The 13,974-nt window shown below is 72.1% G+C and carries 11 protein-coding genes; 2 read left to right on the top strand and 9 right to left on the bottom strand.

The genetic code is table 11. The features are described 5' to 3' along the window. Window positions 1–102: 102 nt before the first annotated feature. Entirely contained in the window at window positions 103–843 is a 741-nt protein-coding gene (locus ADK55_RS11455) for a siderophore-interacting protein (RefSeq protein WP_053677656.1), read from the bottom strand. Window positions 844–928: 85 nt separating this feature from the next. Between ADK55_RS11455 and ADK55_RS11450 the strand changes: the two genes are divergently transcribed. Both ADK55_RS11450 and ADK55_RS11445 read left to right on the top strand, forming a co-directional pair. Next, window positions 929–3,028, top strand: coding sequence for a penicillin acylase family protein (locus ADK55_RS11450; protein WP_053677654.1), 2,100 nt, complete (start codon window positions 929–931; stop codon window positions 3,026–3,028). Further along, window positions 3,025–3,633: a GNAT family N-acetyltransferase gene (locus tag ADK55_RS11445; RefSeq protein ID WP_053677652.1), complete on the top strand. Its 609-nt coding sequence runs from the start codon at window positions 3,025–3,027 to the stop codon at window positions 3,631–3,633. Before ADK55_RS11450 ends, ADK55_RS11445 begins: the two co-directional genes overlap by 4 nt. Before the next feature lie 104 nt (window positions 3,634–3,737). Here ADK55_RS11445 and gatB read toward each other — a convergent pair whose 3' ends face one another. From gatB to ADK55_RS11405, 8 genes are all read right to left on the bottom strand, one after another. Then, on the bottom strand, window positions 3,738–5,192 hold the full coding sequence (gene gatB, locus ADK55_RS11440) for an Asp-tRNA(Asn)/Glu-tRNA(Gln) amidotransferase subunit GatB (protein ID WP_234350001.1): 1,455 nt from the start codon (window positions 5,190–5,192) through the stop codon (window positions 3,738–3,740). Between the two features lie 72 nt (window positions 5,193–5,264). Next, window positions 5,265–5,510, bottom strand: coding sequence for a hypothetical protein (locus ADK55_RS11435; RefSeq protein WP_053677648.1), 246 nt, complete (start codon window positions 5,508–5,510; stop codon window positions 5,265–5,267). After that, window positions 5,507–7,000, bottom strand: coding sequence for an Asp-tRNA(Asn)/Glu-tRNA(Gln) amidotransferase subunit GatA (gene gatA / locus ADK55_RS11430; RefSeq protein WP_053677645.1), 1,494 nt, complete (start codon window positions 6,998–7,000; stop codon window positions 5,507–5,509). The genes ADK55_RS11435 and gatA overlap by 4 nt, the downstream gene beginning before the upstream one ends. Window positions 7,001–7,005: 5 nt before the next feature. Further along, window positions 7,006–7,302 carry an Asp-tRNA(Asn)/Glu-tRNA(Gln) amidotransferase subunit GatC gene (gene gatC / locus ADK55_RS11425; protein WP_007266718.1) on the bottom strand — a complete coding sequence of 99 codons (297 nt, stop codon included), beginning with the start codon at window positions 7,300–7,302 and terminating at the stop codon, window positions 7,006–7,008. A 131-nt stretch (window positions 7,303–7,433) separates the two neighbouring features. Beyond that, the gene (locus ADK55_RS11420) at window positions 7,434–9,563 is read right to left on the bottom strand and encodes a putative bifunctional diguanylate cyclase/phosphodiesterase (RefSeq protein WP_371591604.1); all 2,130 of its coding nucleotides are present in this window, start codon (window positions 9,561–9,563) and stop codon (window positions 7,434–7,436) included. 468 nt (window positions 9,564–10,031) lie between these two features. Next, the gene (gene ligA, locus ADK55_RS11415; RefSeq protein ID WP_053677641.1) at window positions 10,032–12,245 is read right to left on the bottom strand and encodes an NAD-dependent DNA ligase LigA; all 2,214 of its coding nucleotides are present in this window, start codon (window positions 12,243–12,245) and stop codon (window positions 10,032–10,034) included. A 30-nt stretch (window positions 12,246–12,275) separates the two neighbouring features. Further along, window positions 12,276–13,259 (bottom strand): methionine synthase, encoded by a 984-nt coding sequence (locus ADK55_RS11410; protein WP_053677639.1) that lies wholly within the window; start codon window positions 13,257–13,259, stop codon window positions 12,276–12,278. Further along, window positions 13,256–13,945, bottom strand: a complete 690-nt coding sequence (locus tag ADK55_RS11405; RefSeq protein ID WP_053677637.1) for an SDR family oxidoreductase — start codon at window positions 13,943–13,945, stop codon at window positions 13,256–13,258. Before ADK55_RS11405 ends, ADK55_RS11410 begins: the two co-directional genes overlap by 4 nt. Between the last annotated feature and the right edge of the window lie 29 nt (window positions 13,946–13,974).

Genomic DNA, 13,974 nt, shown 5'->3' with positions numbered 1-13,974 from the left:
GCGGGCGAAGAGGGACCCGTGCCCACCCCGTGCCCACCCCCGAAGCCTCCGCTTCGGGGGTGGGCACGGGGTCGGCACGGGGGCCGCGGCCGGACGTCTGCGTCAGGCGGCGCGCCAGTAGCCGAGGCCGTTGACCCTCTGCTTCGGCAGGGCCAGGTCCTTGCGGAGGTACGCGGTCAACGCGCGGGTGGTCGCGGCGTCGCAGGCCAGCCACACGTACGCCGAGGCGGGGTCGGCGACCAGCTCGGGGAGTTGCGCCTTGACCTGCTCCACCAGGTTCGCCCCGGCGCCCGCGCCGCGCTCGACGCGGCGGATGTCGTGCCGGTCGGGGTCCAGGCGGACGGGGAGGTCGGTGTCGGAGGCGTGCTGGGTCTCGAACCAGATCGTGGCGGGGGTCCTCGGGTAGGCGTCGAGGAGGGAGTTGATGGCCGGGAGGGAGGCCGGGTCGCCGATCACCAGGAGGCGTTCGGGCTCGGGCGCGGGGGCGGTGAATCCGGTGCCCTGGATGCTGGCCTCGATGGTGTCGCCGGGTTGGGCGGCCCGCGCCCAGGCGCTGGCCACTCCGTCGTGGAGGGCGAATTCGAGGGTGAAGGTGCCCGTCGCGGGGTCGGGGTCGACGAGCGTGTAGGCACGCTGGTGCGGCTTGCCCTCGCTCTGGAACCACAGGCGGACCCACATCGTCGGATGAATCGATTCTCCGGCCGCCGCGAGGAGTCCTCCGTCCGACAGGTGCACGCGGCGGTAGTTCGCCGTGACGTCCTCCGCCCCGGTGACGGTGAAGGTGAAGTCCTTCGCCCCCATGAGCTTGAGGACGACGCCCTCCCAGCCCTTGCCAACGGCCATGTGTGGCCACCCCTTCCCCTGAGCTGCCCCTGCCCCTCGGCATCGGCACGCACTTTCAGCCTTATAGTTAGGTCAGCCTAACCTAATGCTTTGGGGAAGAGTGAGCAGTGTGAGCAGCGCAAACCCGTCGGACGACTACGCGGTCTACCGCGACGACTGGGGCGTCCCCCATCTTCGCGCATCCGACGCGCTCCGACTCTCCCACGCCCAGGGGCGCGTCACCGCCCTGGACCGCGCCTGGCAGTTGGAGGTCGAGCGTCATCGCGCCCAGGGCTCCAGCGCCGCCTTCCTCGGTGCGGACGCCGTGACCTGGGACCGGTTCGCCCGCCAGTCCCGTCTCGACGACACCGCCCGCCGCTGTCACGAGGCCCTCGACCCGCAGACCGCGGCCTGGGTGCGGGCGTACGTGGACGGGGTCAACGAGGGGCTGGCCGAAGGCGCCCTGCGCGACGAGCGGTTCGCGCGCACCGGGCACGTTCCCACCCCGTGGGAGCCGTGGGTCCCGCTCTCCATCTGGATCGCCACCCACATCCTGTTCGCCGGTTTCGCGACCAAGCTCTGGCGCGAGCGCGTCGGCCGGGCCCTGGGCGACGAGGCGGTCACCCTGTTCGCCACCGACGGCCCCGGCACGGCCGGCAGCAACGGCTGGCTGGTCCCCGGCGACCGGACCGCCACCGGCGCGGCGATCATCGCCGGCGATCCGCACCGGTTCATCGAGGACCCGGGCGTCTACCAGCAGATACGTCTCTCCTGCCCCGAGTTCGACGTCCTCGGCCTGGCCGTCCCCGGCATCCCCGGCCTCGGCCACTTCGGGCACACCGGCGGCGCGGCCTGGGCCATCACCAACGCCATGGCCGACTACCAGGACTTGTACGTCGAGCGGCTGCGCCCGGCGCCCGGCGGCGACGGCGTCGAGGCGCTGGGGCCGGACGGCGCCTGGGAGCCCGTCCACCGGCACACCGAGACCATCTCCGTCGCCGGCGGCGATCCGGTGGAGGTCGAGGTGCTGGAGACCGCGCGCGGTCCGGTGATCACCCGCGAGGAGTCGGCGGACCAGACCCTGTCGCTGCGCTACCCGCCCCGGGTCCGTCGCGACCTCGGTTTCGCCGTCCTGCCGGCCCTGCTGCGGGCCCGCACCGTGGCCGACGTCGACCGCGCGCTCGACGGCTGGGCGGAGCCGGTCAACGTCGTGCACGCCGCCGACACCGAGGGCGGTCTGCTGCACCGCGTCGCCGGCGCCGTCCCGTTGCGCGACCCCGCCAACCGGCTGCGCCCCGTGCCCGCCTGGGACGCGCGGTACGCGTGGCGGGGCTGGGCCGAGACGCCCGCCGAGCCGGTGCGGGACTTCGCCGTGATGGCGAACGCGCGCGGCATCGCCGCCCCCCTCGGCGTGGAGTTCGCTCCCCCGCACCGGGCCGACCGCATCCGCGAGCTGCTCTCCGGCTGCACCGACTGGTCCGCGAAGGCGATGGCCGACGTACACGCGGACACCCGGCTGGCCTCCGCCGCGGCCCTGCTCGACCTGCTGCCGGATCTCGCGGACCTCTCCCCCGCCGCCGAGGCGCTGCGCGCCCGACTGCTCGCCTGGGACCGGCACATGGCGGCCGACAGCACCGACGCCACCGTCTTCGCCGCCTTCCGGACCGCGACGGTACGCGGCATCGCCGCCGACCCCGCGCTCGCGGGGCTGGCCGACGCCCCCACCGGCCCGGAGGTCTTCCACCCCTGGCTGTATCTGCTCCCGAGGGTGGGCTACGCCCTCGAAGGGCTGTTGACCACCCCGCTCCTGCCCGCCCTGGACCGGGTCGCGCACGTGCGGGCCGCCCTGGAGGAGACCGCCGCCGCGCAGGGCGCCGACACCCCCTGGTCGCAGGTCCACCGGCTCGTGCCCTGGTCGGCGCTCCCGGACCCCGACGCGCGGTGGCCCGGCCTCGGCGGCGACCACGACTGCGTGAACGCCACCTCCTCCGTACCCGGCTTCACCGATCTCACCGCCCGCGCCTCGGCCGCCCGTTACGCCTGGGACCTGGCCCGACGGGAGGACAGCCTCTGGGCGGTCCCCCTGGGCGCGGACGGCGTCACCGGCTCACCCCACCACCGTGACCAGCTCGCCCTGTGGGCGCGGTGCGAACTCGTACCGGTCGTCACCGACTGGGCCCGACTCACCAAGGAAACCCACGCATGACCGGCGCATCCAGCACGTCCACCCGCGAGCCCGTGCACACCCACCCCGTGGCGGGCTTCGGCACGGTCACCATCACCCCCGTCGACCCCGCCGCCGACGCGACGCTGATCCACGGCTGGGTCAGCCAGGAGCGCGCCCGCTTCTGGGGCATGGGCGACGCGAGCCGCGAACTGGTGCGGGAGATCTACGAGGACGTGGACCGGCGCACGACGCACCACGCGTTCATCGTCAGCCGCGACGGCACGCCGGTCGCGCTGTTCCAGACGTACGACTGCTCGGCGGACCGGGTCAGCGAGTGCTACGAGGCGCAGCCCGGCGACACGGGTGTGCACCTGCTGATCGCCCCGGACGCGGGCGGTGGCGCCGAGCGCGGATTCACCGCGGCCCTGCTGACCGCGTTCATGGCGTACGTCTTCACCGACGGTCGCACCCGCCGCGTGGTCGCCGAGCCCGACGCCCGCAACCTCAAGGCCATCAGTCGCCTGGAGCGCACCGGCTTCGTGCTCGGCCCGGAGGTCGTGCTCCCGGAGATCGACCTGCCCGAGGTGTATCTGCCCGCGAAGCCGGCGCGGCTGGCTTTCCTGGCGGCGCCGGTTCCGCTGTAGGTCTCGCGGCGGCCGCGGCGTCCCGCGGCGGTCGGAGTCGACCGACGAGAACGGCCCGCACCGGTGAACACCGGTGCGGGCCGTTCCTCGTACGGGATCGGGATCTAGCCCTCGGAGACGCCCAGGCGCTCCAGGATGAGTTCCTTGACGCGCGCCGCGTCGGCCTGACCGCGGGTGGTCTTCATGACCGCTCCGACCAGGGCGCCGACGGCGGCGACCTTGCCGCCGCGGATCTTGTCGGCGATGGCCGCGTTGCCCGCGATGGCCTCGTCCACGGCCGCGCCCAGCGCGCCCTCGTCCGAGACGACCTTCAGGCCGCGCTTGTCGACGACCTCGTCCGGGGTGCCCTCGCCGGCGAGGACGCCCTCGATGACCTGGCGGGCCAGCTTGTCGTTCAGGTCGCCCGCGGCGACCAGCGCCGCCACCCGGGCCACCTGGGCCGGGGTGATCGGCAGCTCGTCGACGACGACGCCCTGCTCGTTGGCGTTGCGGGCCAACTCGCCCATCCACCACTTGCGGGCGGCCGTCGAGTCGGCGCCCGCGTCGATGGTGGCGACGATGGAGTCCACCGCGCCCGCGTTGAGGATCGACTGCATGTCGTGCTCGTTGACGCCCCACTCCTCGCGGAGCCGGTTGCGCCGCACGCGCGGCATCTCGGGCAGACCGGTGCGCAGCTCCTCGACCCAGGCGCGGGCCGGGGCGACGGGCACCAGGTCGGGCTCCGGGAAGTACCGGTAATCCTCGGCGTTGTCCTTGATGCGGCCGGCGGTGGTGGAGCCGTCCTCCTCGTGGAAGTGCCGGGTCTCCTGCACGATCGTGCCGCCGGAGGACAGCACGGCCGCGTGCCGCTGGATCTCGTAGCGCGCCGCGCGCTCCACGGAGCGGAGCGAGTTGACGTTCTTCGTCTCCGAGCGGGTGCCGAACTTCTCGGTGCCGTTCGGGCGCAGCGACAGGTTGACGTCGCAGCGCATCTGGCCCTTGTCCATCCGGGCCTCGGACACGTCGAGCGCCTTGATGACCTCGCGCAGCTCCGCGACGTACGCCTTGGCGACCTCGGGGGCCCGCTCGCCGGCGCCCTCGATCGGCTTGGTGACGATCTCGATGAGCGGGATGCCGGCGCGGTTGTAGTCCAGCAGGGAGTGGGACGCGCCGTGGATGCGACCGGTGGCGCCGCCGACGTGCAGCGACTTGCCGGTGTCCTCCTCCATGTGGGCGCGCTCGATCTCCACGCGGAAGATCTCGCCGTCCTCCAGTTGGACGTCCAGGAAGCCGTTGAAGGCGATGGGCTCGTCGTACTGGGAGGTCTGGAAGTTCTTCGGCATGTCCGGATAGAAGTAGTTCTTCCGGGCGAAGCGGCACCACTCGGCGATGTCGCAGTTCAGCGCGAGGCCGATCTTGATCGCGGACTCGATGCCGATCGCGTTGACGACCGGCAGCGCGCCCGGCAGACCGAGGCAGACCGGGCAGGTCTGCGAGTTGGGCTGTGCACCCAGCTCGGTCGAGCAGCCGCAGAACATCTTGGTCCTGGTGCCGAGCTCGACATGGACCTCCAGGCCCATGACGGGGTCGTACGAGGCGAGGGCGTCCTCGTACGACAGCAGTTCAGTGAAGCTCACGGTGGATGTTCCCTCTCAGCCCAGCAGGACGTCGTCGTCGCCGAGGCGCTTCAGCTCGCGGTACAGGATCGCGAGGCCGGTCACGATGGCGGCGGCGGACACGGCGGCGTCGATCAACTTCAGCACGTCGTGTTCGGTGCGGGCCTTCTTGACCTGCTTGATCACGCCGAGGGCGCCGAAGGCGGTGGTGCCGATCGACAGGTAGGTGCCGGTCTTGGACTTCTTGAAGCCCTTGGCCTTGGACAGTGCACTGGTGCTCACAGCGACGGTGCCTCCTCAAGCAGCGGGTGACCCCAGCGCGCGACGAAGGCCGCCTCGACGGCGGCGCCGACCTTGTACAGCCGGTCGTCCTTCATCGCGGGGGCGATGATTTGCAGTCCGACCGGGAGGCCGTCCTCCGGTGCCAGGCCGCAGGGGAGCGACATGGCGGAGTTGCCGGCCAGGTTGGTCGGGATGGTGCACAGGTCCGCGAGGTACATGGCGAGGGGGTCGTCGGTGCGCTCGCCGATCGGGAAGGCGGTGGTCGGGGTCGTCGGGGAGACGATCACGTCGACCTGCTCGAAGGACTTCTCGAAGTCCTTCGTGATGAGCGTGCGGACCTTCTGCGCGGAGCCGTAGTACGCGTCGTAGTAGCCGGAGCTGAGCGCGTACGTGCCGAGGATGATGCGGCGCTTGACCTCGTCGCCGAAGCCGGCCTCGCGGGTCAGGGCGGTGACGTCCTCGGCGGACAGGGTGCCGTCGTCGCCGACGCGCAGGCCGTAGCGCAGGCCGTCGAAGCGCGCCAGGTTCGAGGAGGCCTCGGACGGGGCGATCAGGTAGTACGCGGCCATGGCCAGGTCGAAGGACGGGCAGTCCAGTTCGACGATCTCGGCGCCGAGCTCCTTGAGGAGTTCCACCGACTCGTTGAAGCGCTGGACGACGCCGGCCTGGTAGCCCTCGCCGGCGAACTGCTTCACCACGCCGACGCGCAGGCCGGCGACGGAGCCGTTGCGGGCCGCCTCGACGACCGGCGGGACCGGCGCGTCGATGGAGGTCGAGTCCATCGGGTCGTGGCCGGCGATGACCTCGTGCAGGAGCGCGGCGTCCAGGACGGTGCGGGCGCAGGGCCCGCCCTGGTCCAGGGAGGACGAGAACGCGACCATGCCGTAGCGCGACACCGAGCCGTACGTGGGCTTCACGCCGACGGTGGCGGTGACGGCGGCGGGCTGGCGGATGGACCCGCCGGTGTCCGTGCCGATGGCCAGGGGCGCCTGGTACGAGGCGAGGGCCGCGGAGGAGCCGCCGCCGGAGCCGCCGGGGATGCGGGTGAGGTCCCACGGGTTGCCGGTGGGGCCGTAGGCGCTGTTCTCGGTGGAGGACCCCATGGCGAACTCGTCCATGTTGGTCTTGCCGAGGATGACGACGTCGGCTTCCTTCAGCTTGCGCGTCAGGGTGGCGTCGTACGGCGGGATCCACCCTTCGAGGATCTTCGAACCGACGGTGGTCGGGACCCCGACGGTGGTGAAGATGTCCTTGAGGGCGAGCGGTACGCCGGCGAGCGGGCCGAGCTTCTCGCCCGCGGCGCGCTTCGCGTCGACGGCGCGTGCCTGGGCCAGGGCCCCGTCGCGGTCGACGTGCAGGAAGGCGTGGACCTTCTCGTCGACGGCCTCGATGCGGGCCAGGTGGGCCTCGGTGACCTCGACGGCCGTGAGTTCGCCGGAGGCGATCTTCTCGGCGGTCTCGGCGGCCGTGAGCTTGATGATCTCAGTCATGGTTGTTAGTCCTCCCCCAGGATCTGCGGCACCTTGAAACGCTGCTGCTCCTGGGCGGGAGCGCCGGAAAGCGCCTGCTCGGGGGTGAGCGACGGACGGACCTCGTCCGCGCGCATGACGTTCGTCAGCGGCAGCGGGTGGGAGGTCGGCGGGACGTCTTGGTCGGCGACCTCGGAGACGCGGGCGACCGCGCCGATGATGTCGTCGAGCTGTCCGGCGAAGTGGTCGAGCTCTTCGCTTTTCAGCTCCAGACGTGCCAGCCGAGCGAGGTGGGCGACCTCCTCGCGCGTGATGCCAGGCATGCGGCGATCCTCTGGGGGTGGTGAGCGTGTGGGTTTTCAGGCCCAATCCTATGGGGCCCGCCCCCTGACCCACTAAACGGTTTGCCCCACCGGGTCGCCCGGGCCCCCTGCCGGGACCCGCCCGGGTGGTCTCAGGAGGCCTGGGTCTCCGCCGCCGCGGCGGCCGCGAGTTCGGCGGTGATGTCCGCCGGGCGTCGCCAGCCGCGCTCGCCGCGGGCCAGCAGCCAGGCGGTGGCTTCCTGGGGCGGCATGGCGGCGGCGACCAGCCACCCCTGGACCGCGTCGCAGCCGAGGTCCCGCAGGCGCTCCCAGGTCTCGTCGTCCTCCACGCCCTCGGCGACGACGAGGAGCCCCAGCGAGTGCGCGAGGTCGACCGTGCACCGGACGATCTCCGCGTCCTGCGCGTCGACGGCGAGCCGGGCCACGAACGAACGGTCGATCTTCAGCTCGCTGACCGGCAGCCGTCTCAGGTGCACGAGGGAGGAGTACCCGGTGCCGAAGTCGTCCAGCGACATCTTCACCCCGTGCCCGGTCAGCCCGGCCATGGTGTCCGCGGCCCGCTGGGGGTCCTCCAGCAGCACGTGTTCCGTTATCTCCAGCTGGAGGCCGCTCGCCGGGACCCCGTGCCGCGCCAGCCGGGCGGCCACCGCTCCCGCGAAGCCGGGTGTGTGGACGTCGCGGGGCGAGACGTTGACGGCCACGGGCACCTTCAGTCCCTGCGCCCGCCACCGCGCCACCTGCGCGAGGGCGGTCTCCAGGACGTACTCGGTGAGGTGCGGCATCAGCCCGGAGGTCTCGGCGATGGCGATGAACTCGTCGGGCGAGACCCGTCCGCGTTCCGGGTGCACCCAGCGCACGAGTGCCTCCAGCCCGGCAACCTGTCCGTCGAAGCGGACCTTCGGCTGGTAGTGCAGTTCCACCTCGCCCGCGTCGAGGGCGCGCCGCAGGTCGCCGAGGAGGCCGAGCCGGTCGGGCGTGTTGCTGTCGCGTTTGGACTCGTAGACCTCGACGCCCGTCCGGTCCCGTTTGGCCTGGTACATGGCGACGTCGGCGCGGCGCAGCAGTCCTTCGGCGTCCAGCGCGTGGTCGGGGAACACGGCGAGGCCGGCGCTGGCCTCCAGGACGAGCGTGAGCCCGTCCAGGTCGAGGGGGGAGCCGAGCTCGGCCACCAGGTGCCGGGCGACCCGCTGGGCGCTGGTGGTGGAGTCCGCGACGGGCAGCAGTACGGCGAACTCGTCGCCGCCGAGTCGGGCGACCTCCGCGTCCTGGGGCAGGGCCTGGCGCAGCCGGTCGGCGATCTGGAGGAGCAGGCGGTCGCCGGCGAGGTGGCCGAGGGTGTCGTTGACGGCCCGGAAGCGGTCGAGGTCGATCAGCACGAGGGCGGCCCGGGTGCCGAGTCGTTCCGCCTCGTCCAGCGCCGACCAGGCGCGCTCCAGCAGCCATTGCCGGTTGGGCAGCCCCGTCAGCGGGTCGCGCAGTTGTTCTTCGGCGCGGGCACGGGCGATCCACAGCGTGGAGTCCAGTGCGATGAGCGGTACGGCGAACAAGGGCAGCAGCACGGGCTGCGAGACGGCGACGACGCAGATCAGCGGGGCGATCCCCAGCAGGGCGGCGGCGACGAGCGCCTGTCGGAGCAGGGCGGTGCGGGCGACGGTGGGCAGTCCGCCGCCGCGCGGGGAGAGGGAGGCCCACAGCAGGAGGCGGGTGACCGCCAGGTAGGCGAGGGCGACGAGGATGACCTCCGGGATGGCCTCCGGCCCCCAGGTGGTGGGCTGCCAGGGGATCTCGACCGTCGGATGGTCGCCGAAGGCGCCGAGGACGAGAGCCCCGGCGACGATGCCGAGGATGTCGACGGATCCGTGGAGCAGGCCCTGCCGCCAGCGGTGCCGGCGCGCGGCCCCGACCAGTGAGACCACGGCCAGGGAGACGAGGCCCGCGGGCACCCATCCGTAGAGGACGAGGACGGCGAGGGTGAGCGCGGCGCCCGAGCCGGTGCCGCCCCACCAGCGGTCGCGGCCCAACGCGACGAGGTGGCCGACGATGATGCCGGTCAGCAGGGCGAGCGCCCAGCCCACCGTGCCGCCGGGGAAGAGCGCCTGACGGTCGCTCAGGGTGGAGGCGATGCCGGCGGCGAGGACCACGACGGACAGGCCGACGATGATGAGCGGCAGGGTCGTGCGGACGGGCCGTCCCTTGCCGTCCTGCCCTTTGCGGCCCGCTCCGGTGTCGAGCGGGCGGGTGTCCGGCGTCCTGGCACCCAGGAGCCCGAACCGTCCCGTCCGCTCGGGCGGGGGTTCCCCGCCGAATTCAGGTGACGGGTCGGCGCTTTCGGTGGGTTTCATGCCCGTCCCTCTCACAGCCGGCGATGCCGATGTCACGCGATGGCCCCGATGTCGTGCCGTCACGGCCGGCAGCACGTCACGCGGCCGTGCGCGACGGGCGCACTCCACAACAGTAGGACGCCGGAGGGTCCCAGGGGCAGCGGTCGGCGGTGGTTGCCCGAATGCGACCCAGCCATCCTCATCAGTACGGTATCCGCCGAACGGGTGAGTTTGGACCAGGCTCTTCCGGTCCTCGATCCGATGATCCGACAGGTCACCGCCCTGCCGCCGGCCCTGTACCGGCCGTTTGGCACCGATGGCCACGCCCGGCGTGCGCCCGCCCGGACGGCCGCACACCACGCATCCGTTGGCCCTCGCCCGTCCCCCGGAAGGACTTCCCTTCGTGCGTTACTCCGTTTCCGTGGCCCCGTCCACCGGGAGCGCCACCTCGCGCGCGGCGTCCGGCCCCCGCTCCAGGAGCACCCCGAACCCGGCGTCGTCGAGGATGGCGAGCTTCAACTTCACGGCGTTGTCGTACTTGGAGCCCGGGTTCTCGCCGACCACGACGAAGGAGGTCTTCTTCGACACGGAGCCGGTGACCTTGGCTCCCCGGCTCTGCAGGGCCTCCTTGGCGCCGTCCCGGGTGTGGTTCGCCAGGGTGCCGGTGACGACGACGGTCAGGCCCTCCAGGGGTCTGGGGCCCTCCTCCTCGCCGGAACCCTCCTCCTCCATCCGGACGCCGGCCTCGCGCCACTTGCGCAGGATCTCCTGGTGCCAGTCGACGGCGAACCACTCCTTGAGGGACGCCGCGATGATGGCGCCGACCCCGTCGGTGGCGGCCAGTTCCTCCTCGGTGGCCTGCTCGATGCGCTCGATCGAACGGAACTCGCGGGCCAGCGCCTCGGCGGCGACGGGTCCTACGTGACGGATCGACAGGCCGTTGATGACGCGAGCCAGCGGGCGGTCCTTGGCGGCGGCGATGTTCTCCAGCATGGCCAGGGCGTTCTTCTTCGGCTCGCCCTTCTGGTTCGCGAAGACCGTGACGATCTTCTCCTCGCCGGTCTTCGGATCCCGCTTGGGCAGTCCGCTGTCCTGGTCGAGGACGTATGCCTTGATGGGCAGGATGTCCTCGATGGTGAGGCCGAACAGGTCGCCCTCGTCGCGCAGGGGCGGCTCGGCCGGCTCCAGCGGGTTGGTGAGCGCGGCGGCGGCCACCGCGCCGAAGTTCTCGATGTCCAGGCACTGCCGGCCGCCGAGGTAGAAGAGCCGCTCGCGCAACTGGGCGGGGCAGGTCTGCCCGTTGGGGCAGCGGAGATCGATGTCCCCCTCCTTCATGGGCCGCAGCGGGGTCCCGCACTCGGGGCACTCGCTCGGCATCACGAACTCCCGCTCGCTGCCGTCCCGCAGGTCGACCACCGGGCCGAGGATCTCGGGGATGACGTCGCCGGCCTTGCGCAGGACCACGGTGTCGCCGATGAAGACGCCCTTGGCCTTGACGACCTCCTGGTTGTGCAGGGTCGCGAACTCGACCTCCGACCCGGCCACCGTCACCGGCTCCACCTGCGCGTACGGGGTCACGCGCCCGGTGCGGCCGACGCCGACCTTGATGTCGATGAGCTTGGTGTTGACCTCTTCGGGGGCGTACTTCCAGGCGATGGCCCAGCGCGGCGCGCGCGCCGTCGACCCGAGCCGGCCCTGGAGCGGGATCTCGTCGAGCTTGACGACCACGCCGTCGATCTCGTGCGCGACGGAGTGCCGGTTCTCGCCGAAGTGGGCGATGAACTCGCGCACTTCCGCCAGGGTGGAGACCACCTTGTTGTGCTCGGCGGTCGGCAGGCCCCACTCGCGGAGCAGGTCGTAGGCGTGCGAGAGGTTGTCGATGTCGAAGCCCTCGCGCGCGCCGATGCCGTGCACGACCATGTGCAGCGGCCGGGTGGCGGTGATCTTCGGGTCCTTCTGGCGGAGCGAACCGGCCGCAGCGTTGCGCGGGTTGGCGAAGGGCTTGCCCTCGGTCTCGACGAGCCGGGCGTTGAGCTCCTCGAACTTGTCCATCGGGAAGTAGACCTCGCCGCGGATCTCCACGAGGGCCGGGATGCGGTCGCCGTTCAGCCGGTCGGGGATCTCGGCGATGGTGCGCACGTTGGGTGTGATGTCCTCACCGGTGCGGCCGTCGCCGCGGGTGGCGGCGCGGGTGAGCCGGCCGTTCTCGTAGGTGAGGTTGACGGCGAGGCCGTCCACCTTCAACTCGCACAGGTAGTGGTAGTCGGAGGTGTTCGCGTCCCGGGCCACCCGCTCGGCCCAGGCCGCGAGTTCCTCGTCGTCGAAGGCGTTGTCGAGGGAGAGCATCCGTTCCCGGTGGACGACGGACGCGAAGTCCGTCTCGTACGCCCCGGCGACCTTCTGGGTCGGCGAGTCGGGGGTGCGCAGCTCCGAGTACTCCTCTTCGAGTGCCTCCAGCGAGCGCAGCAGCGTGTCGAACTCGGCGTCGCTGACGACCGGCTGGTCGTTCACGTAGTACCGGAAGCGGTGCTCCTCGACCTGCTCGGCGAGCAGCGCGTGCTGTTCGCGCACCGCCGCCGGCACCGCCGACTCGCCGCCGGCCTGCTTCTGTTCGGCTGCCATGCCGTGTCCTCCCGTGGCCCGTCTGATCCGTCACTCAGGGTTGTCGGCGAGCGACCTCGCCGCCCTGACGCAGTGGGCCTGCACCGCGCGGGCGTAGGCGGGCGAGGCGCCCGCCAGACCGCACGACGGAGTGACCACGACGGAGTCCGCGAGGGTCCCCGGGGCCAGTCCCAGCCTGCGCCAAAGCTTCCTGACACCCATGACGCTACCCCCCGGGTCCGACAACGGGGCGTCGGTGCCGGGCACCACTCCGACGAAGAGTTTCGCACCGTCCTCGACGGCCTCCCCGATGGCGTCGTCCTCGCGCTCGGTGAGCAGGGAGAAATCGAACGACACGCCCGTGGCGCCGGCGCGCCGGAGCAGTCCGAAGGGGACTTCGGGGGCGCAGGAGTGGACGACGACCTCCCCGTCGTGGACGGCGAACAGCTCGCGCAGGGTGCCCTCGACGACCTGTCGGTCGACGGCGCGGTAGGTCCGGTACCCGCTGGCGGAACGCACCCGGCCCAGGAGGACGGAGGTCAGCGAGGGCTCGTCGAACTGGAGGACCACCTCGGCGCCGGGGATGCGCTTGCGCACGTCGGCCAGGTGCTCGCGCAGCCCCTCCGCGAGCGATCCGGCCAGGTCCCGGCAGGCCCCGGCGTCCTGGAGGACCGCCTCCCCGCCGTGCAGTTCCAGCGCGGTGGCCAGGGTCCACGGCCCGACGGCCTGGATCTTCAGCTTGCCGGTGTAGCCCTGGGTGAACTCCTCCAGGGCGTCGAGGTCCTCGCCGAGCCAGGAGCGGGCGCGCTTGCTGTCGCGGCCGGGGCGGTCGCTGATCCGCCAGCCGCTGGGCTCGACGTGCGCGTACATGTCGACGAGCAGCCCGAGGGACCGGCCGATCATGTCGGCGCCCGGTCCCCGCGCGGGCAGCTCGGCGAGGTAGGGGAACTCCTCGAAGGAGCCGGTGACGGTCTTGGCGGCCTCGCGGGCGTCGCCGCCGGGGAGCGAGCCGACGCCGGTGGCGTTCGCGCTCATCGGCCGGGCCTGACGCTCAGGTCCTTGACCTCGGCGTCGCGGGGCAGGTCGACGGCCATGACGACGGTCGTCGCCACGGACTCGGGGTCGATCCAGGCGGCGGCGTCGTACTCCTTGCCCTCCTGGGAGTGCACCTTGGCCTGCATGGGGCTCGCGGTGCGGCCCGGGTAGACCGAGGTGACGCGGATGCCGTTGGCCCTCTCCTCCTCGCGCAGAGAGTCGGCGAGGGCCTTCAGGCCGTGCTTGGAGGCGGCGTACGCGCTCCAGTCGGCGTGGGCCTGCAGTCCGGCGCCGGAGTTCACGAAGACGATCGTCGCGTGCGAGGCGCGCAGGGTGGGGAGCAGCAGCCGGGTGACCTCGGCGGGGGCGATCAGGTTGACGTTGAGCTGCTGGTGCCAGGTCTTGGGACGCAGTTCGCCCACCGGTCCGAGGTCGACGATCCCCGCGATGTGCAGCAGGGAGTCGATCCGCTCGGGAATGGCCTGCTTGGAGAAGGCCCACGAGAGCCGGTCGGGGTCCGCGAGATCGCCCACGAGCACGCCCGCGCCGGGGAAGCGTTCGACGAGCTGCTTGCCGCGCGCGGCGTCGCGGGCCAGGAGGACGAGGTCGTCGCCGCGCGCGTGCAGGCGGTTCGCGACGGCGGCGCCGATGCCGGATCCGGCACCGGTGATCAGGTGAGTAGCCATGTGGCCATGCTCGCATCCTGATCGCGCCC

This window comes from Streptomyces sp. WM4235 (assembly GCF_001279725.1).
GTDB lineage: Bacteria > Actinomycetota > Actinomycetes > Streptomycetales > Streptomycetaceae > Streptomyces.
Note: the sequence above shows the minus strand (reverse complement) of the source record. Positions and strands in the feature narration are given on the sequence as shown.

Excerpts from the sequence above, each read along its gene's own strand:
- ADK55_RS11455 (WP_053677656.1), bottom strand. The coding sequence starts at position 843 with ATGGCCGTTGGCAAGGGCTGGGAGGGCGTCGTCCTCAAGCTCATGGGG.
- ADK55_RS11450 (WP_053677654.1), top strand. The coding sequence starts at position 929 with ATGCTTTGGGGAAGAGTGAGCAGTGTGAGCAGCGCAAACCCGTCGGAC.
- ADK55_RS11445 (WP_053677652.1), top strand. The coding sequence starts at position 3,025 with ATGACCGGCGCATCCAGCACGTCCACCCGCGAGCCCGTGCACACCCAC.
- gatB (WP_234350001.1), bottom strand. The coding sequence starts at position 5,192 with ATGGGCCTGGAGGTCCATGTCGAGCTCGGCACCAGGACCAAGATGTTC.
- gatA (WP_053677645.1), bottom strand. The coding sequence starts at position 7,000 with ATGACTGAGATCATCAAGCTCACGGCCGCCGAGACCGCCGAGAAGATC.
- gatC (WP_007266718.1), bottom strand. The coding sequence starts at position 7,302 with ATGCCTGGCATCACGCGCGAGGAGGTCGCCCACCTCGCTCGGCTGGCA.
- ligA (WP_053677641.1), bottom strand. The coding sequence starts at position 12,245 with ATGGCAGCCGAACAGAAGCAGGCCGGCGGCGAGTCGGCGGTGCCGGCG.
- ADK55_RS11410 (WP_053677639.1), bottom strand. The coding sequence starts at position 13,259 with ATGAGCGCGAACGCCACCGGCGTCGGCTCGCTCCCCGGCGGCGACGCC.
- ADK55_RS11405 (WP_053677637.1), bottom strand. The coding sequence starts at position 13,945 with ATGGCTACTCACCTGATCACCGGTGCCGGATCCGGCATCGGCGCCGCC.